17 protein-coding genes and 4 pseudogenes are annotated in these 18,024 nt (G+C 64.7%); 11 read left to right on the plus strand and 10 right to left on the minus strand.

All coding sequences use genetic code 11. The features are described 5' to 3' along the window. Together DC31_RS17830 and DC31_RS14590 are read right to left on the minus strand one after the other, a co-directional pair. The coding region (locus tag DC31_RS17830) for a helix-turn-helix domain-containing protein (protein WP_152545447.1) at positions 1-213 on the minus strand (213 nt) is incomplete at its 3' end. 117 nt (positions 214-330) lie between these two features. After that, positions 331-1,398, minus strand: a complete 1,068-nt coding sequence (locus DC31_RS14590; protein WP_036281400.1) for an NADH:flavin oxidoreductase/NADH oxidase — start codon at positions 1,396-1,398, stop codon at positions 331-333. 50 nt (positions 1,399-1,448) lie between these two features. Between DC31_RS14590 and DC31_RS14595 the strand changes: the two genes are divergently transcribed. The 7 genes from DC31_RS14595 to DC31_RS14615 are packed head-to-tail and all read left to right on the plus strand — an operon-like array spanning position 1,449 to position 5,732. Continuing rightward, entirely contained in the window at positions 1,449-2,285 is an 837-nt protein-coding gene (locus tag DC31_RS14595; protein ID WP_036281402.1) for an ADP-dependent NAD(P)H-hydrate dehydratase, read from the plus strand. Next, positions 2,282-2,662: a hypothetical protein gene (locus DC31_RS17205; RefSeq protein ID WP_051607057.1), complete on the plus strand. Its 381-nt coding sequence runs from the start codon at positions 2,282-2,284 to the stop codon at positions 2,660-2,662. Before DC31_RS14595 ends, DC31_RS17205 begins: the two co-directional genes overlap by 4 nt. Before the next feature lie 20 nt (positions 2,663-2,682). Further along, positions 2,683-3,510, plus strand: a complete 828-nt coding sequence (locus DC31_RS14600) for a hypothetical protein (RefSeq protein ID WP_152545448.1) — start codon at positions 2,683-2,685, stop codon at positions 3,508-3,510. A gap of 15 nt (positions 3,511-3,525) precedes the next feature. After that, on the plus strand, positions 3,526-3,843 hold the full coding sequence (locus DC31_RS14605) for a thiamine-binding protein (RefSeq protein WP_036281404.1): 318 nt from the start codon (positions 3,526-3,528) through the stop codon (positions 3,841-3,843). Positions 3,844-3,852: 9 nt separating this feature from the next. Then, positions 3,853-4,119, plus strand: coding sequence for a hypothetical protein (locus DC31_RS19725; RefSeq protein ID WP_235201550.1), 267 nt, complete (start codon positions 3,853-3,855; stop codon positions 4,117-4,119). Continuing rightward, positions 4,119-5,063: an MFS transporter gene (locus tag DC31_RS14610; protein WP_235201551.1), complete on the plus strand. Its 945-nt coding sequence runs from the start codon at positions 4,119-4,121 to the stop codon at positions 5,061-5,063. The genes DC31_RS19725 and DC31_RS14610 overlap by 1 nt, the downstream gene beginning before the upstream one ends. A 45-nt stretch (positions 5,064-5,108) precedes the next feature. Further along, on the plus strand, positions 5,109-5,732 hold the full coding sequence (locus tag DC31_RS14615) for an NUDIX hydrolase (protein WP_160173252.1): 624 nt from the start codon (positions 5,109-5,111) through the stop codon (positions 5,730-5,732). Position 5,733: 1 nt separating this feature from the next. Here DC31_RS14615 and metX read toward each other — a convergent pair. Further along, positions 5,734-6,941: pseudogene (gene metX / locus DC31_RS14620) on the minus strand (homoserine O-acetyltransferase MetX). 308 nt (positions 6,942-7,249) lie between these two features. On the opposite strand from metX, the gene DC31_RS18525 reads away from it, so the two are divergent. Then, positions 7,250-8,176 (plus strand): endonuclease domain-containing protein, encoded by a 927-nt coding sequence (locus DC31_RS18525; RefSeq protein WP_160173253.1) that lies wholly within the window; start codon positions 7,250-7,252, stop codon positions 8,174-8,176. 253 nt (positions 8,177-8,429) lie between these two features. On the opposite strand, the gene DC31_RS14630 is transcribed toward DC31_RS18525, so the two are convergent. Further along, entirely contained in the window at positions 8,430-9,752 is a 1,323-nt protein-coding gene (locus tag DC31_RS14630) for a bifunctional o-acetylhomoserine/o-acetylserine sulfhydrylase (RefSeq protein WP_036281408.1), read from the minus strand. A gap of 137 nt (positions 9,753-9,889) precedes the next feature. On the opposite strand from DC31_RS14630, the pseudogene DC31_RS14635 reads away from it, so the two are divergent. The 3 genes and pseudogenes from DC31_RS14635 to DC31_RS14645 all read left to right on the plus strand — a co-directional run bounded on the left by DC31_RS14635 (position 9,890) and on the right by DC31_RS14645 (position 12,028). Then, positions 9,890-10,676, plus strand: a pseudogene (locus DC31_RS14635) (SDR family oxidoreductase). Positions 10,677-10,681: 5 nt separating this feature from the next. Beyond that, a complete protein-coding gene (locus DC31_RS14640; protein ID WP_036281410.1) occupies positions 10,682-11,413 on the plus strand; it encodes a uracil-DNA glycosylase in 732 nt (243 codons plus the stop codon). A gap of 4 nt (positions 11,414-11,417) precedes the next feature. After that, positions 11,418-12,028 (plus strand): annotated as a pseudogene (locus tag DC31_RS14645) (GNAT family N-acetyltransferase). On the opposite strand, the pseudogene DC31_RS14650 reads toward DC31_RS14645, so the two are convergent. From DC31_RS14650 to DC31_RS14675, 6 genes and pseudogenes are all read right to left on the minus strand, one after another. Continuing rightward, a pseudogene (locus DC31_RS14650) lies at positions 11,988-12,799 on the minus strand (ABC transporter ATP-binding protein). The pseudogenes DC31_RS14645 and DC31_RS14650 overlap by 41 nt on opposite strands. Next, positions 12,796-13,587: an ABC transporter ATP-binding protein gene (locus tag DC31_RS14655; RefSeq protein ID WP_036281413.1), complete on the minus strand. Its 792-nt coding sequence runs from the start codon at positions 13,585-13,587 to the stop codon at positions 12,796-12,798. The pseudogene DC31_RS14650 and the gene DC31_RS14655 overlap by 4 nt, the downstream one beginning before the upstream one ends. After that, positions 13,584-14,453, minus strand: coding sequence for an ABC transporter permease (locus DC31_RS14660; RefSeq protein WP_442921913.1), 870 nt, complete (start codon positions 14,451-14,453; stop codon positions 13,584-13,586). Before DC31_RS14660 ends, DC31_RS14655 begins: the two co-directional genes overlap by 4 nt. Continuing rightward, on the minus strand, positions 14,450-15,400 hold the full coding sequence (locus DC31_RS14665; RefSeq protein WP_036281415.1) for an ABC transporter permease: 951 nt from the start codon (positions 15,398-15,400) through the stop codon (positions 14,450-14,452). The genes DC31_RS14660 and DC31_RS14665 overlap by 4 nt, the downstream gene beginning before the upstream one ends. 6 nt (positions 15,401-15,406) lie before the next feature. Continuing rightward, positions 15,407-16,921, minus strand: a complete 1,515-nt coding sequence (locus DC31_RS14670; protein WP_036281418.1) for an ABC transporter substrate-binding protein — start codon at positions 16,919-16,921, stop codon at positions 15,407-15,409. 108 nt (positions 16,922-17,029) lie between these two features. Continuing rightward, the gene (locus DC31_RS14675) at positions 17,030-17,953 is read right to left on the minus strand and encodes an alpha/beta fold hydrolase (RefSeq protein WP_036281420.1); all 924 of its coding nucleotides are present in this window, start codon (positions 17,951-17,953) and stop codon (positions 17,030-17,032) included. Positions 17,954-18,024 lie beyond the last annotated feature (71 nt).

Here is an 18,024-nt window from a genome sequence, read left to right on the forward strand (position 1 = left end):
CTTGCGTGGCAGCTGGCTCGGTGACCTCCGCGGCCTCGAGCTGCGGTCCGTCAGCGGCAGCCCAGCCCGACACCGATCCACCCACCGTTTCGCTGTCGCCGGCGAGCACTGAAACCGTTCCGCAGCGCGGCGAAGCGACCATCCATCCTGAGTTATCAACAGGGCAAGGCGCCGGCGCCCCTCAGGAGTCAACGGAGCATTAGCGTGTGTCATGGAGACCTCCGGTTTAGAGATGCGAGTGTGGTAACCCACATCCTTGCCGGAGGTCTTCCCTATGTCACGCGTTCACAACCTCCCGAGGAACTACAGCTAGGCGACAGGTCGCCCGGCTTAGCGCCAGCGTGCGCGGTCGTACTGCGCGGGCCAGGTGACCTCTGAGCTGAGCTCGTGCGCGGCCCGTAGCGCGAAGTGCGGGTCGCGCAGCCATTCGCGTCCGGCGAAGATCGCATCGGCCGCGCCATCCTGCAGAACTTGCTCTGCCTGTTCGGCTGCGGTGATGAGCCCGACCGCGCTCACCGGGATTCGGCCACTCTGACGAACGGTTTCTGCGAGCGGAACCTGATAGCCGGGGTGCACGTCGATCTTCTGATGTGCGACCAGCCCGCCGCTGGAGACGTCGATGAAGTCGGCACCGTGATCGATGGCCCAGGCGCTGACGATTGCGGCCTCATCCGACGTGAACCCGCCCTCGGCGTGATCCGTCGCGGAGATGCGCACGAACAGCGGCACTTCGTTCCCGGCGGCCCCGCGCACGGCGTCAATGACCTGCAACAGCAGCTTTGCCCGGTTCTCGAGCGAACCGCCGTACTCGTCGGTGCGACGGTTCGACAGTGGGGAAAGGAACTGGTGCAGCAGATATCCGTGAGCGCCGTGCAGCTCGAGCACGTCGAATCCGGCATCGAGCGCGCGTCGCGCGGCTGAGCGGAACCCTTCGACGAGGTGCGCGATGGCCGCAGCATCCATCGACACCGGCTCGTCGAACCCTTGGAAGGCGATTGCCGAGGGCGCGACAGTCTGCCAGCCACCGTCAGTAAGAGTGACCGATCCGCGGGCGTCGGCCCATGGCCACCAGGTCGACGCCTTGCGGCCAGCATGGGCGAGCTGGATGCCAGCGAGCGAACCACGATCGTGGATTGCCTGCACGATCGGCGCCCAGGCGTCGCGCTGCTCGTCGTTCCAGATTCCTGCGTCGCGGGGGGAGATGCGGCCTTCCGCGACGACGGCAGTAGCCTCAGACATGACAAGGCCTGCCCCGCCAGAGGCGAACTGTGCAAGATGAGTGTGGTGCCACTCCTGTACGACGCCGTCTACTGCGCTGTACATGCACATGGGTGACACCCAGAGGCGGTTCGGGAATGTGACGGAACGGATGCTGAGAGGGGAAAAGAGAAGACTCACTATTCGACCGTAGTACCGCCAGGGCAGGGTGGGCGCGATAGCGTGGACGCATGGTCGATGTGCGTGAGTGGTCCCGGGCTGACACCGCGCACCTGCTTCGAGTTCCGGGTGCCTCCGATGACAAGTACTCGCGCGGCGTGGTTGCGCTTCGCACCGGAACAGACGCCTACCCGGGGGCTGGGGTACTCGGTGTCGAGGCGGCCTGGCGCACCGGTGCCGGTTTCGTGCGCTTCATCGGCGCAGGACGTGCGGCAGATGCCGTGCTTGCTCGGCGACCAGAGACGGTGATCGGTCCGGATATCGGGCGCACGCGCGTGGACGCCTGGGTCATTGGGTCCGGCACGGATGCCGCAGATCGCACCCGAGGAGAAGAGGCTGAGCTGCGCAGCATCCTTACGGGGAGCGCACGCGTCGTCGTCGATGCGGGGGCACTCGATCTCGCACGAGATGCCACGGCCACGATCCTCGCTACCCCGCATGCGGGGGAGTTTGCCCGACTCAGAGAGCAACTGGACCTCGACCCTGACGGCACTGGTGATCGTGTCGCGGACGTCGTCGAGACGGCCAGCGCCCTCGGGTGCACCCTACTGCTGAAGGGGGCAACGACCCTGGTTGCAGCATCCGACGGCACCGTCCTATCGGTCGCGTCCGCGCCAGGTTGGCTCGCCACCGCTGGCGCGGGGGATGTGCTCGCGGGTGTACTCGGCGCGCTGCTCGCCGCGAATCCCAATGCTTCAGTAGCGGAGGTCGCGGCGGCCGGTGCCTGGCTGCATGGCTACGCCGCCGCGGGGGCATCCGGAATGACGGGCGGCAGCCACGGACATCCGATCGTCGCGCTTGACGTCGCTGAGGCACTGCCCGCTGCCATCGGGGATCTGCTTTCGTGAAGCTCGGGGCTGTTGGACTGTGGGCCGCTTTCCTCGCCGTGCATGTGCTGATTGCATGGCAGGGATGGATCTACCCCAGCCAGCCGATGGGCGACGTCGTTCTCGTCTATGAGCCGTGGTCTGCGGCTGCGCTGAGTGGCGGTTCGATCGTCGGCATCAACGAGACCTGGGTGTACCCGCAGCTGGCGCTATTGCCGATGTTGCTCGCGAAAGTTCTGTCGTGGCCGCTGCTTGCGCTCGCTGGCACGTCGGGCGCCTACCTGATCGCCTGGGCGGTGCTGGTCACGGCGTTGGATGCTGTCGCCTTCGGCGTCCTTGTCGGGCGCAGCGGCTCCGCTTCACGGCGTCAGCCGGGTGGTTCTGGGCGGCCGCCCTGATTTTGCTGGGGCCGATCGCGATGTACCGCATCGATGCGATCACGGTGCCGCTCGCGGTGATCGGCGGATGCTGGTTGGCCCGGCGCCCGGTCGTGGCGACAGCACTGCTCACCATTGCCGCCTGGATCAAAATCTGGCCCGGCGCCCTTGTTCTTGCTGCCGTCATCGCCGCCCGCAGCCGAATGCGGATGCTGATCACCGCTTTCGCGCTGAGCGCGGTCATCGTCCTGATGCTGTTCCTGCTCGGGGCCGACCAGCACCTGTTCGGTTTCCTCACCGAGCAGGCTGGTCGGGGGCTGCAGGTTGAGGCCGTCGCTGCGACGCCGTTCATGTGGATGGCGCATTTCGGCGCAGCATCAGTTGACTACAGTTTTGAGCTCCTCACATTCCAGATCGGCATGCCCGGCGCTGAGGTGTTGGCGGGGCTGCTGACGCCGATCATGGTGCTCGCCGTACTCGCCCTCGTTGTGATCGGCGCGCTGAAGGCGGCACGCGGGGCATCCTTCCCCAGGCTGTTGCCGCCACTCGCGCTCGCGCTGGTGGTCACGCTCATCGTGACCAACAAGGTGGGTTCCCCGCAGTTCCAGACCTGGCTGATCGCGCCGGTGATCCTGTGGATCATCTTCGATCGCACGAGGTCCGGGATTCCATCAGCGATCGTGCTGGTGCTCGGCGGACTGACGTGTGCCATCTATCCGCTGACCTACGACGCGCTGTTGCGCACCGACCTTCTGCCTGTTGTGTTGCTGACTGCCCGCAACTTGCTTCTCATCGCGCTGCTTGTCGCCGCCGTCCGCGCCCTGGTGCGGGTACCGAACGGACGCGGGCGCACCCGAATAAGAACCTGAACGGAAGGGAACACCATGCTCATTGCATTCTCCGTCGCCCCCAGTGGCACCGGCAATACTGATGCCTCTGTGCACGATGCGGTCGCGGCCGCCGTGCGCGTCGTGCGTGAATCCGGATTAGCGCACCGTACGACCAGCATGTTCACGGAAGTCGAGGGCCCGGACTGGGATACCGTCATGGACGTCGTCAAGCGCGCCACCGAGGCCGTCATGCCGTTCGGCTCGCGCGTCTCGCTGGTGCTCAAAGCAGATATCCGACCGGGTTATGAAGGCGAGTTGGACGCCAAGATCGACCGGCTCGAGACGGCGATCGAAGACTCCGCCGACCGGTAGCATTAACGGGTGAATCCCTCGAAATCCTCGAGGGGTGCGGCGATGTGGGCGCTCCTCTCCCTCGCCATCGGCAGCTTCGGCATCGGTATGACCGAGTTCGTCGTCATGGGCCTGTTGCCCAACGTTGCCGCAGACCTGTTACCGACGCTCTGGCAATCCAACCCGGAAGCGGCTATCGGCCAGGCCGGCATCCTCATCTCGCTTTACGCGCTCGGTGTTGTCGTCGGCGCGCGACGATCGCGGGTCTTGTCGCGCGATTCCCACGCCACCGGGTAATGATCGGACTTGCGCTCGCGCTGACGGTTTTCAATGCACTCACGGTGGTGCTGCCGACGTTCGAGCTCGTCGGAGCTTCGCGCCTGCTTGCCGGACTGCCGCACGGCGCATACTTCGGGATCGGTGCGCTGGTTGCCGCCGACGTGCTCGGTCCCGGCAACCGTGCAAAGGGAGTGGCGTTCATCCTCACCGGGCTCACCATTGCGAACGTGGTCGGTGTGCCGTTCGGCACTTTCCTCGGGCAGCTGTGGGGATGGCGGACTGCCTTTCTCATCGTCACCGTTGTCTTCGCCGTGGCAACGATCTTCATCGCGCGGTTCGTGCCGAAGCATCCTGGTGAGCCAGGTCGCACCCTGCGTTCGGAACTGGGGGTGTTCCGCATCGGGCAGGTCTGGCTCACGTTGGGCATCGGCGCCATCGGATTTGGTGGGTTCTTCGCGGTCTACAGCTACATCGCACCGCTGGTGACCGAGACGGCGGGTTCTCCAGAGTGGGCGGTGCCGATCGTGCTCGTGTTGGTTGGCATAGGAATGACGATTGGAAATCTGCTCGGCGGGCACATGGCGGATCGCGATCTTCGTCGGACGATGCTGCTGGGGATGGGCGGGCTTGCCGCTGTGCTTGCTCTCCTGGCCCTGTTCTCGTTCGAGATCATCGCGCTGGCCGTCCTCGCGATGTTCGTCGGGCTGGTCTCTGCAGCGTTGAGTCCGGCGATCCAGACCAGACTGATGGATGTCGCTGGTGATAACCAATCCATCGCCGCGGCGATGAATCACTCAGCATTGAATATCGGGAACAGTCTCGGCGCTTTCCTCGGTGGCGTCGTGATCGCCGTGGGCTGGGGATACACCGCACCCGCATGGGTGGGAGCCGCTCTCGCAATCGCCGGGTTGGGTATCACCGCCATCGCCTTCCGCGCCGAACGAATCGTTCTCGCCCGCTGATTAGCCAGCGCTCACCGGCTAACGTGGGACGGTATGGATCAGATCATGCTCGTGGCGGGAACCGCTGTGCTGCTGCGCGAGACGCCCCACGGCTCTGAGGTGCTGCTGATCCGCCGGCCCGATCGCGGTTCGTTCGCGGGAGCCTGGGTCTTTCCCGGCGGCATTATCGAGGACATCGATCGGCGTGCGGATGCCGCCGAAGTCGAGGACGCTGGCCGAGCCGCAGTGCGCGAGACCTTCGAAGAAGTCGGGCTGAACGTGACGGGGCTGGTTGTGCTGTCGCAGTGGGTGCCGCCGATCGAGGCGCCCAAGCGCGTGCGCACCTGGTTCTTTCTGAGCACCGAGATGCACGGGACGGTTACGCCCTCACCGGATGAAGTCGTCGACTGGCGATGGGTGAGTCCGACTGAGGCCCTCGCCCAGCACGCGAGAGGCGAGATCGAGCTAGTTCCGCCCACGTGGGTGACGCTCCACACTCTCGTGGCGGCCGGCGATATCGCCGGCGCGATGGCCGCGTCATCCGACCCGCAGATCTACGCGACGCATGTTTTGAGGGGACTCGAGGCGCAGACGTTCGCCTGGCGCGGTGACGCGGAACATCCTGAGGGTGGCGGTGGGCGTCACCGATTGGAGACCGGCGAGCGGCCCTGGCGGTACTTTCGCGATTGACTCAGGCGTCGAGCAGACGCCGCAGGTGCGCGCCGACGGCTTCGGTTTCGATAAGGAAGCCGTCGTGACCGAAGTCGCTCGTCAGCACGACCGCCTCATTGCCGTCGAGCGTGTTCGGGATGCTGCGCGCGATGCGCTGCTGCCCGTCGACGGGGAATAGCCGGTCGGAGTCGATACCAAGTACAAGCGTGGTCGCGGTGACGGACTTCAGAGCCTCTTCGACCCCGCCGCGGCCACGGCCGACGTCGTGCGAGTTCATTGCCTCAACGAGTGTGATGTAGCTGTTCGCGTCAAAACGGCGGGTGAACTTGTTGCCGTGGAAGTCGAGGTAGCTCTCGACGGCAAAGCGGCCGCCGGACCCGAGCGGTGAGACACCGGACTGCCAGGAGCGTTGGAAGCGCTGGTTCAGCTCGATAGGGCTGCGGTAGTTCAGCAACGCCATTCTTCGGGCAAGCGCAAGACCGCGGTGGGGCCCTTCGCCATCGGAGAGGTCATAGAACTCACCGCCCTGGAAGCGCGGGTCGATGCGGATCGCCTCCAGCTGTACCGAGTTCAGCGCGATCTGGTCGGCGGTGTTCACCGGGGGAGAAGACAGTACGGCGAGGCGTTCGACGCGTTCGGGGTGGGTGATTGCCCATTCCAGGGCGTGCATGCCGCCCATGGATCCACCGACGACCCCAGCCCAACGGTCGATGCTCAGCTCGTTTGCGAGCAGCACGTGGGCTGCGACCTGGTCGCGCACGGTGAGGTACGGGAAGCGTGAGGCCCATTCGTAGCCGTCGGGCGCGACGCTGGCGGGACCAGTGGAGCCCTGGCATCCGCCCAACATGTTCGGCGCGATCACGAACCAACGATCGGTATCGAGGCTGCGCCAGGGCCGACGATGTCTTCCCACCAACCGGCGGTGGGGTGACCTGCACCGGCTGCACCTCGCAGATGGCTATCGCCGGTAAGCGCGTGCAATACGAGGATGGCGTTGTCGCGGGCGCCGTTGAGCTCGCCCCACGACTCATACGCCATGCGGATGCCGGGAAGCTCAGCGCCGTTCTCGGTACGGAAGGCGCCGAACGCTGCGAACTGGCGATTGCCCATCGGGTCGCCGTCGCGCCACGCACCCGTCACCGGCGGGCGCGCGCGCATCAGACGTGCGTCTGCCTCTGTGACGCGCGCCGACGGGACGGTGTCCTCGGAGGTGCTCTGCCAGTCCATGCCTCCATTCTCGCCTGTCGGTGCCGTGCGCAGGCGCACGTTACGTGTTCGCCTCACCCGCCCCAGTGATTCGCTCCCTGGCGCGCTGGTGCACTGGAGCCCTCGCTCCAGGGCACCCCGGCGCCCTGGAGCCGTCGCGGTGGAAGGAGAATCGTGTCGCTATCGCAGCGCAATAACAAGCATCCTTCTCCTTTCACGGCGTGTGCCGCCATGCGAGTTCTTCTGCACAACAACCGATGGTCAAGCGCTTGTGCACTGGGCGTGGGAATCGGCACGTGCGGCGGTGATGAGATCTCGAGGATGTACTCATGAGACAGCGAACTCGACTACCTCGACGGCTCGGTGAGCGGTTCACCGTTCGCGCGGCAACAGACTCCGGTGTGGGGCGCTCTCGACGCGACGCTCCAGACCTGCATCGTCCGTTTCATGGGGTTCGTGCCACTCAGCAGCCCACGACCTTCCGTGAGTTCGTGGACTGCTATCGCCCTCGTATGAAGCCCGACCACCAATACGGCGGACGCACAGCCATGCGCATCTGGGGTATCCCGCATCCGGAACTATGGAAGTGCGACGAGCCGCTGGACGTCATCGTGCCGCCAGACACTGCCCCGCCCTGCATCCCTGGCGTGAAGGGGCGTCGACTCGCTGCCAAGCGGGCGGACGCCTTGATCTTCGATGGAGTACCGGTCGTCGACCCCGTTGCCGCGCTCTTCACCTGTGCGGGCGAGCTGACTCTCGATGATGCTGTGGTCGCGATCGATGCGCTCATCACTACCGCGGACGATTACCCAGATCTTGTTCGGCTGAGCCCGCTGAGCACGCTCACCGCCATCACCAAAAGACTCGAACTGTGGGGTCGATTTCCCGGCTGCGGTGTGATTCGGCGCGCGCTGCCGCTTGCGCGCGAGCGCGTGGAATCGCCGAAGGAGACGGAGACACGGCTTCTGCTGCGCGCCGCAGGACTTCCAGAACCGGTAGTGCAACATGAGGTCCGAGATCACGGACACTTCGTGGCACGTGTTGATCTGGCATATCCGGAATCGAAGATCGCCATCGAGTACGAGGGCGACGGCCACCGCGTCGACAAGAAACAGTGGCGCATCGACATCCAACGTCAACGTGACCTCGAAGACCACGGATGGATCGTCATCCGGCTCACCGAAGCAGATCTTGCGGACGGCGGGGCGACACTCCTGCTTCGCATCCGGCGCGCGCTGGCGACTCGGGCGCGTTGATCTGCAGGATCCTCACCCCTGGCATCCTCACCCCTTGCATCCTCACCCCTGGCATCCTCACCCCTGGCATCCTCACCCCTGGCATCCTTGCCTCGGGCGCGCTGGTGGAAGGACGAAAACGTCGGCGAGAATCGCGCCAAACCGACCTGAGCCTCCTTCCATCGCCGGTCCGCGCAGCGGCGCGCACCGCACGACGAAACGCGGATGCCCCAGACCACGTGAGTCTGGGGCATCCGCGTTTCCGCGAGCGAAGTTACGCGCGCGCTGCTTCCGAGACGCGGCGAGCTGCGGCGAGAGCCTGCTCGAGGTCTGCCTTCAGATCGTCGATGTTCTCGAGGCCGACCGACAGACGCACGAGGCCCGGCGTGACGCCAGCCGTGAGCTGCTGTTCTGGCGACAGCTGCGAGTGCGTCGTCGACGCGGGGTGAATGACAAGTGAGCGCACGTCACCGATGTTGGCGAGGTGGCTGAACAGCTCCAGGCTGTTGACGAACTCGCGACCGGCCTGGACGCCGCCCTTGAGCTCGAACGACAGCACGGCTCCGACACCCTTGGGGGCGTACTCGTTCGCCTTGGCGTACCACGGCGAGGAGGGGAGCCCGGAGTAGTTCACCGAAGCGACATCGCTGTGATTCTCGAGCCACTCGGCGATCTCCTGCGCGTTCTGCACGTGCCGCTCGATGCGCAGCGAGAGCGTCTCGATGCCCTGGATGAGGTTCCAGGCGCTCTGCGGCGCGATGGCGGAGCCGAGGTCGCGCAGCAGCTGCACGCGCGCCTTGATGATATACGCAAGAGGATCGCCGACCGCGGCCGTGTAGCTGGCGCCGTGGTAAGACGGATCAGGTTCGGTGAGACCCGGGAACTTCTCGACGTTCTTGGACCACTCGAACTTGCCGCCGTCAACGATTGCACCGCCGATGGTGGTGCCGTGGCCACCGAGGAACTTGGTCACCGAGTGAACGACGATATCGGCGCCGTGCTCGAACGGGCGGATCAGGTACGGAGTCGCGATCGTGTTGTCGACGATCAGAGGGACGCCACCTTCATGGGCGATGTCGGCGATCGTGCGAATGTCGAGCACGTTGATCTTCGGGTTGCCGATGGTCTCTGCGAAGAAGAGCTTCGTGTTCGGACGCAGGGCGCTGCGCCATTCTTCCGGGTCATCCTGGTTCTCGACGAAGGTGACCTCGATGCCAAGCTTGGCGAGGGTGTACTTGAAGAGGTTGTACGTGCCGCCGTAGATCGAGCTCGAAGAGACGATGTGATCGCCTGCCTGGGCGACGTTGAGGACGGCAGAGGTAGAAGCTGCCTGGCCGCTGGCGAGCGCGAGTGCGCCTGTGCCACCTTCAAGGGCTGCCAGTCGCTGCTCTAGAACATCCTGCGTCGGGTTCTGGATGCGGGTGTAGATGTTGCCGAACTCGGCAAGAGCGAAGAGATTTGCTGCGTGGTCGGCGCTGTCGAAGACGTACGACGTGGTCTGGTAGATCGGCGTAGCCCGTGCCTTGGTGACGGGGTCGGGTGCAGCGCCGGAGTGGATCTGCTTGGTCTCGAAACGCCAGGTCTCAGATGCGGACATGTTGTTCTCCCTGGAACGAATTGAGGTCGTGATGGCGGATGCCGTTGATGCGAGAGTACGCAAGGGCGTCCTTGTCAACAACTGATGAGAAATGTTACGTAACATGCGTGCGCGGCGAAACGTCGTACGGTGGAGGCATGGTGACAAGACGTGCAGTAGTAACAGGTGCCAGTTCCGGGATCGGCGAGGCCACCGCGCGAGGGTTGCGAGCTCGCGGTTGGGACGTCGTAGGCGTTGCCAGACGCGCGGACCGGCTGGAGATGCTGGTGAACGAAACCGGCGCCTCTGCGGTCGCATGTGATCTGACCGATGCGGATGCCGTCGCCGCTCTCATCAAGGAGATTGAGGCCGCAGGACCCGTCCACGCGCTCGTACAGATTGCTGGCGGCGCGCGCGGGACAGACCGCATCGAAGACGCCAGGACCGATGACTGGCAGTGGATGTACGACGTAAACGTGCTCGCCACACAGCGTCTCGTTGCCGGTCTCCTGCCGCTGCTGCGGGGAGCGGCAGAGGCCGATGGGCACGCAGACATGGTGTTCGTCACTTCGACTGCGGCCCAGGGCGCATACCCTGGCGGCGGCGGCTACAACGCGGCCAAGGCCGCAGAGTCGATGCTCGTGCATGCCCTCCGTCAGGAACTGAACGGCGAGCCGATCCGCGTGGTCGAGGTGGCGCCAGGCATGGTGCACACCGAAGAGTTCACCCTCAACCGTCTTGGTGGCGACCAGCGTGCTGCTGAATCCGTCTACGCAGGAGTCGATGAGCCGTTGACCGCTGACGACGTCGCGGATGTCATCGGCTATGCACTGGATACCCCCCGGCCGGGTAAACCTTGACCTGATCACGATGCGCCCGGTCGCACAATCGGCGCAGCATCTCCTCGCGCGCGGTCCGCTGCGCGTGCGCGGTGGCGAGGGCTGAGGCCGATGCCACAGCGTCCACTGGCACAGCTAGCGGATGAAGGTCTGATTGACCGAGGATGGGCCGAGGCGCTCGCGCCGGTTGCCGAGGTCATCAGCGGTCTCGGCGAGCGGCTGCGTGAGGAGCAGGCGCAGGGGCATGGGTACCTCCCGTCCGGCGATCACGTACTGCGTGCGTTTCAGCGACCGCTCGCCGACGTGCGTGTGCTCATCACCGGGCAGGACCCCTATCCGACCCCGGGCCACCCGATCGGGCTGTCCTTCGCCGTCGACCGCGAGGTCAGCCCTCTTCCTCGCAGTCTGTCGAACATCTATCGCGAACGCGAAGACGATCTCGGCATCCCGCCTGCCCCGCACGGCGACCTGACCGCTTGGAGCGACCAGGGAGTTCTGCTGCTGAACCGCGTCCTTACCGTGCGTCCAGGGGCTGCCGCATCCCACCGCGGTTGGGGATGGGAGACCGTGACCGATCTCGCGATTCGCACGCTCGCGGCGCGTGAGCAGCCGCTCGTCGCGATTCTGTGGGGAAAGGATGCCGCGAGCCTGCAGCCGATGCTCGGTGACACCCCCGTGATCACCTCGGCGCATCCCTCACCGCTGTCCGCACGACGCGGTTTCTTCGGATCTCGGCCGTTTTCACGAGCGAATGCACTTCTCGTTGAACAAGGAGCGCAGCCGATCGACTGGCATGTCGGCGGCGACGATGCGAGTCCAGTTCCCGACCTGGCACTATTCTGACCTCATGCAGTTCGAGCCCGGTGACCAACGTCGACGGATGCCGCGGCATCTGCAGGCACCGGTGCCAGAACCTGACACGTTTTCGTTCGTCATCAGACCAGCCAAGGTCGGTGATCTGCCCGACATCCGGTCGATTTACAATCACTACGTCGCGAACTCCGTGGTCACCTTTGATGAAAAGCCCAGCACGCACCGCTACTGGCGCGAGAAGTTCGCGATGCTGACCAAGCTCAAGCTGCCGTTCCTCGTCGCAGCGACCCCGTCGAATCAAGTGATCGGCTATGCCTGGTGCAACCGTGGGCTTCGAAGACGGCATACCGCTACACCGTGGAGGATTCGATCTACCTCGGTCCGAGTGCTGGTGGCAAAGGTTTGGGAACAGCGTTGCTCGAGGCGCTGATCGCCGCATGCGAGCAAATTAATCTGCGCGAGATCGTGGCTGTTATCAGTGACAGCGGCGCGGAACCATCGATCCGGCTGCACACCAAGCTCGGTTTCGTTGAGGTCGGCCGGATGGGCAGGGTCGGGTTCAAATTCGGCCGATCGCTGGGAACGGTCTACTTGCAGCGCTCGCTCAAACCGAGGTCGCGCCGCCGCGTTCTGCGCCGGGGATGACGGGGATCGCCGCGAGAAGCCGTTTGGTGTAGTCCTGCTGCGGGTGAAGCAGCACGTCCTGAGTCGTGCCGCGCTCGACGATGCGGCCGTCTTTCATGACAGCGACGGTGTCGCAGAGGTGCTGGACGACACCGATGTCGTGAGAGACAACGATCAGGGTGAGATCCTCAGACTGGAGCAGTTGCTGGAACAGCTCGAGAATTTGGGCGCGTACGGTGACATCGAGCGCAGAGAGCGGCTCGTCTCCGATAAGGATGCGCGGGCGATGCGCAATCGCGCGGGCAATGGCGACGCGCTGACGCTGGCCGCCAGAGAACTCGTGTGGGTAGCGGTCCGCCATCTCCGGCTCGAGACCGACCTGCGTCAAAACCTCGCGCACGCGCTCATGGTGATCGCCCTCGATGCCGAGGGCCCACAGTGGCTCTGCGATGATCTGGCTGGCGCTCATGCGTGGATCGAGCGACGCGTAAGGGTCTTGGAAGACGAGTCCGGTCTGGCGGCGCAGCCAATGCAACTGACGCGCGGACTGTGAGGCGATTACCTGCTTGCCGTCGATAGAAATCGCACCGGACGTCGGACGATCAAGGCCGAGGAGAAGGCGCACGAGCGTCGATTTTCCAGAGCCGGATTCGCCGATGATGCCGATGCTTCGCCAGCTTCGATGTCGAGATCGGTCGGGTAGAGGGCGGTCTGCGTGCTCGCACGCTCGAATATCGTGTGGGTGGGTACCGGGAACTCGCGGCTGAGGCCGCGGGCTTCGATCAGACTCATGCGTTGCCACCTTCCGGCCGCCACAGCGTCGCCGTGGCGTCGCGCAGCAACGCCTGCGTGATGGGCGACGTCGGGGCGGTGAGCAGCCTCGACACCGGCGCCTGCTCGATCACCCGCCCGTTGTCGAGCACAACACCGTGTGTGGCAACCTGGGCGAGCACGGCGAGGTCGTGGGTGATGAACATCAACGACATACCGTGCTCTTCGACGAGGGATAGCAGCAGTTTCAGGATCTCGGCCTGAATCGTCACATCGAGCGCCGTCGTGGGTTCGTCGGCGATGAGCAGCTGCGGACGGCACGCGAGTGCCATTGCGATCGCCACCCGCTGCCGCTGGCCGCCAGAGAGCTGGTGGGGATATTTCCGCACGATCGACTCAGCGTCAGATAGATGCACACGCGTAGCCTCGGCGATCGCCCTCTTGCGGGCTTCGCTCCGGCTCGCGCCGGTGTGGATCCGAACGGATTCGGCGATTTGTCTGCCCACCGTGCGGATCGGGTTCAGCGCCGTGCGGGGTTCCTGGAACACGATGCCGATGTCGTCACCGCGGAAGTGGGCAAGCTCCCGGTCTGGCATCCCGATCAATTCGGTGTCATTCCAACGGATGCTACCGCTCGCCGTTGCACCGTCGGGGAGCAGCCCGAGAATCGCGAGCGCCGTGAGGGACTTGCCCGAACCGGATTCGCCGATCAAGCCGACGCGCGCGCCATCGGGCACCTCGAAGGAGATGCTGTCGATGACCCGTCGCTCGTCGATGGTGACGACAAGGTCCTGCACGACGAGGCTCATGCGACCACCACCGGGGTATGCGTCTCTGCCCGACGATGCTGCAGCGTCGGGTCGGTGGCTTCGCGGAGGGCGTCGCCGAGCAGGTTCAGGGCGAGCACGGTGGTGGTGATGGCGAGGCCGGGCCACACGACGGACAGCGGGTGGACGCTGATGTAGCGCTGCAGATCGGCGAGCAGGATGCCCCAGGACGGCTCAACGACAGACGCGCCGAAGCCGAGGTAGGACAACCCTGCCTCGGCGAGCACGGCAACAGCCATTGACCAGGACAGTTGCACGATGAACACCGGGGCAACGTTCGGAAGAAGATGCCGCAGCAGGTTTTGCGAGTTGGTGAGTCCGGACGCTCGCCCTGCGAGTACGAAGTCGCTCTGCTGCACCCGGCGCAGCTCTGGACGAGTGACTCGGGCGATGTTCACGCCGAAGCCGATGCCGACTGCCCAGATCACCACCCACAGTGAACCGCCCCACACCGAGGAGATCATCATGGCGATGATCAGCACCGGGAAGGCGATCAGAATGTCGACGAGCACGGCGACGACCTCTCGCATCCACCGCATCGTCAGTGCGCCGAGCGCGGCGAGCGCGATGCCGATGATTGTCGCGACGATACCGGCTCCGACGCTCACAAACACAGTCGTGCGGGTTCCAGCCATGATGAGGCTCAGGATGTCGCGGCCGGTGCCGTCGGTGCCGAGCAGATGCGGCCAACTCGGCACAGCCCACCGGTTGGGGATGTCGGCCGCCAACGGATTGAACGGCGTCCAGAACACCGAGACGAGTGCGACTAGGGCGATCACCGCGACGGCGATGAGGCCGAAGCGCCCGGTAGCGCTCTGGACGAGCGAGCGCAGCCAGCGGGGCATCATGCTGCCTCCCTTTGACGCGGGTCGACGAAGTGGTGGATGAGGTCGACGAGAAAGCCGATCACGAGCACGAACCCGGTGAGTACGAGCAGCTCGCTCTGCACCTTGATCAGGTCACGCGTACCGACGTCGGCGACCAGCATCCGTCCGATACCGGGAAGGGTGAAAAGCTGTTCGATCACGACAGAGCCGACGATGATTCCCGCGATCTGCAGACCCAGCACCGTCACGATCGACAGCCCCACTGCGGGGATGCCGTGCTGGATGAGCGCACGGTTGCGGGTGAGGCCTTTGGCAGCCGCAGTGCGGACGAAGTCCTGTCCGCGGGCGTGCAGAGTGGCGCTGCGCACGAATCGCAGCAGCATCGCACCCTCGACGATGCCGATGGTCAGTGCGGGAAGCAGCAGCGCGCGAAGTGCCTGCCACGGCTCATTCCAGCCACCACGCGGGAAGCCCTGGGCAGGCAACCACCCCAGCCAGACCGCGAACACCACGATGAGCATCATTCCGGCCCAGATCACCGGGACAGCAGCGAATGCCTGTGCGGTGACGCTGAGCGCGGTTCCTCCGGCGCGGCCACGCAACAGCGCGGAGAGAATGCCGAAGGGGATAGCGATCAGAAGAGCGATCGTGAGTGCCATCAGCCCGAGAGGCACCGTGACTTGCGCCTTCTCTGCGAGTTCTGTGCCCACCGAGGCGCCGCTGAGCTGAGAGGTGCCGAGGTCGCCGGTGAGCACGCCCCCGATCCACTCGCCGTATTGTGCGATCAGCGGCCGGTTGAGTCCGAGTGACTCGCGCAGCGAATCGACCTGTGCAGGTGAGGCCTGTGTGCCCGCGATGAGCTGTGCGACGTCTCCGGGGAAGACCCGGAGAGTAAGGAAGATGAGCACGCTCGACACGAAGAGCCCTGCGATCAGCAGGACCCCTCGTGTGAGCGTGTAGCGGATCACCCGGAACTACTCGGCAGCGACGGTGACACCCGCCAGGTTAATGCGCGAGTTGATCGAGTCCTCCGGGAATCCGGAGACGATGGGGCGCACCGCTGTGATGGTGGCGCCGTTGTACAGCCAGTCTGCGGCGTGGTCTTCGGAGACGATGCGCGCAGCCTTCGCGAGGAGCTTGGCCGAAGCATCCGGATCGATCTCGGCGAGGGCCTCGGCGTACAGCTTCTGCACCTCCGGGTTGTCGTAGTTGAAGTAGTAGTCCGGGTTGGCGAAGTTGCCGAAGTCGCGCGGTTCGACGTGCAGGACATAGCTGAGTTCGTAGTCCTTGTTCGTGTAGACGTCCTCGAGCCAGGTCGGGAACTCCACCGAGTCGACCTCGAGCGTGACGCCAACCTTCGCGAAGTCCGAGACCAGCACCTGCGGTACTGTCGTGCCGTAGAAGGCGGGGATCGTGAGGGTCAGGTCCAGATTCTTCTGACCAGCCTCTGCGAGCAATTCCTTGGCGCGCTCCGGGTCATACGGTGCGACATCAGAGAGATCTTCATATCCGGGGTCAAGCTCCGGAATTGGTCCGTACAGTGTTGTGCCTGAGCCTGTCGCCTCAACGAGCGCGTCGTGGTCGATGGCGAGTCTGAGCGCCTCACGCACGCGCACGTCATCGAGTGGGGGCTTCGCGTTGTTGAACGCGAGCGTTGCCTTGTCAGTGGTGCGACCAGTCGTGAGCACGAAGTCACCGGAGTCTTCGAGCTGCGGTGCGAGGTTCGGGTCGACGGCGGTGAGTACATCCAGGCTGCCGTCGAGAGCCGCGTTGACTCCGGCGGTGAAGTCGGGGATGTATTCGAAGACGACCTCTGCGACGCCGGCCGGATCGCTCCAGTAGTCGGGGTAGCGGGCGAAGGTGATCGCGCTGCCCTTGCTCCAGCTCTGCAGGGTGAATGGGCCGGTACCGTTCTCTGCCGTCTTCAGATCGGTAGCGTCCCCGGACTTGAAGACGAGGCCAGCGGGTCCCGTGAGCGCGAACAAGAAGTTCTGGTTCGGCTGCGTCAGCGTGATGACGATCGAGGAAGCGTCAGGTGCGGTGATCGCGGCGACGTTGGCGAAATCGGCGAAGCCCTGCAGCGTCTCATCGGTGCGCACCGATTCGTAGGATGCCACGACATCTGCCGAGGTCAGGGGAGTGCCATCGTGGAACGTGATGCCCTCGTTGAGCGTGAATGTGTAGGTGAGGCCGTCATCGGACATCTCGTACTTCGAGGCAAGTCGCGGTTCGATCGCGTTGTCTTGCGAACGGGTCACGAGCCCCTCGTAGATGTTGTCAATGAGGATCTGCTCGATCGCTGCCCCGCTGGTGTGGCGGATGTCGAGGTTGCTCGGCTCGAGAACAAGGCCAACGGTGAGCGTGGCGTTCAGGTCGGGCTCTCCACTCGACGTCTTCACAGGCTCGGGCGAGCCGGTGCACGCGCTCAGGACGACGGCGGTTGCGGCGAGCGCGGAGATGATGGCGAGGCGTCTGTTACGGCGATTCATGGGATGTGCGGATCCTCTCGGGGCGGCAGGTGCTGTGTGCCGATTCGGTTCGAGCTTAGGGATGAGCGGTGAAAGGGTTCAGGACAAAGGAATAGGAGGTCACATTCCTCACGCCGGGGAGTGCACGCTGGCGCGGATCAACTCGGCAAGCTCGCCCGGTGCCGTCTCTTGCACGTTGTGGGTGGCGTTCATGTCAATTACGTGGGCGGTGGGCACGCGGTTCTGCAGTTCTTCGGCGTCTGCTTCGCTAACGAAACCGGAGGTTGCACGTACGAGCGTGATCGGCGCCTTCACCGCGGACAGGTCGTCCCAGCCAGTGCTATTAACGATCGCTGGTGCTGCGGCCGTGACCCCGTCGGGCGTCGTCAGGATCTGAGCTGCGAGTCGGGCGAAATGGTGCTTCCATTCCACGCGACCGTCGGGGCGCACCCTCGAATTGAAGAAGACCCCACGTTCGGTATCTGCACGCGATCCGCCGAATCCGGCGGCAATGGCGCGGTCGACCAGTTCGTCGCGTGATGCGAAGTCGGTAGGTCCCGCGTAGAACGCACGAAGGGCGGACGGCCCTGCACTGGCGTTGATGCCGGGGGTGATGTCGACAATGATGAGCTCACGTACCAGGTCAGGTCGGGCGGATGCCACGGCTGCGGCCGTCAGACCACCCAATGACTGGCCGACGAGGATCTGCGGCTCGGTTGTCCACTGTTCTAGGGCGGCAACGATATCGGCCGCGAGGGTGCGGCCCGAGTAGTCGACGTCTTTGCGCCAAGTGGAATCGCCGTGGCCAGCCAGGTCGATCGCGAGTGCCGGCTGCTGCAACAGCAGTGCGGTGGTGTCCCAGGTATGGGCGTTGAGCCCGGCACCGTGGAGGAGGACGACGGTAGGTGTGCCGCGTCCGTATTTCAGAGCGCTGAGTTCGCGGCCGTCGGCCAGCGTGAGCGTCACACGCTCTACTGTGGGAACCGGAACGCCGAGCGACTGTGCTTGGCCGGGAAGATAGCGGAACTCGCTGTTGTCTGTCGTCACGCCCATATTCTGCTCCGAACTACGCGCGCTCGCGAAACTGGAGATCAATATGACCAGTAACTATATAGTAATACTTG

This window comes from Microbacterium sp. CH12i, from assembly GCF_000685355.1.
Classification (GTDB): Bacteria; Actinomycetota; Actinomycetes; order Actinomycetales; family Microbacteriaceae; genus Microbacterium.

Coding starts and splice junctions, on each gene's coding strand:
- DC31_RS14595 (WP_036281402.1), top strand. CDS start 1,449: ATGGTCGATGTGCGTGAGTGGTCCCGGGCTGACACCGCGCACCTGCTT.
- DC31_RS14600 (WP_152545448.1), top strand. CDS start 2,683: ATGTACCGCATCGATGCGATCACGGTGCCGCTCGCGGTGATCGGCGGA.
- DC31_RS14605 (WP_036281404.1), top strand. CDS start 3,526: ATGCTCATTGCATTCTCCGTCGCCCCCAGTGGCACCGGCAATACTGAT.
- DC31_RS14610 (WP_235201551.1), top strand. CDS start 4,119: ATGATCGGACTTGCGCTCGCGCTGACGGTTTTCAATGCACTCACGGTG.
- DC31_RS14615 (WP_160173252.1), top strand. CDS start 5,109: ATGCTCGTGGCGGGAACCGCTGTGCTGCTGCGCGAGACGCCCCACGGC.
- DC31_RS18525 (WP_160173253.1), top strand. CDS start 7,250: ATGAGACAGCGAACTCGACTACCTCGACGGCTCGGTGAGCGGTTCACC.
- DC31_RS14630 (WP_036281408.1), bottom strand. CDS start 9,752: ATGTCCGCATCTGAGACCTGGCGTTTCGAGACCAAGCAGATCCACTCC.
- DC31_RS14640 (WP_036281410.1), top strand. CDS start 10,682: ATGCCACAGCGTCCACTGGCACAGCTAGCGGATGAAGGTCTGATTGAC.
- DC31_RS14655 (WP_036281413.1), bottom strand. CDS start 13,587: ATGAGCCTCGTCGTGCAGGACCTTGTCGTCACCATCGACGAGCGACGG.
- DC31_RS14660 (WP_442921913.1), bottom strand. CDS start 14,453: ATGATGCCCCGCTGGCTGCGCTCGCTCGTCCAGAGCGCTACCGGGCGC.
- DC31_RS14670 (WP_036281418.1), bottom strand. CDS start 16,921: ATGAATCGCCGTAACAGACGCCTCGCCATCATCTCCGCGCTCGCCGCA.
- DC31_RS14675 (WP_036281420.1), bottom strand. CDS start 17,953: ATGGGCGTGACGACAGACAACAGCGAGTTCCGCTATCTTCCCGGCCAA.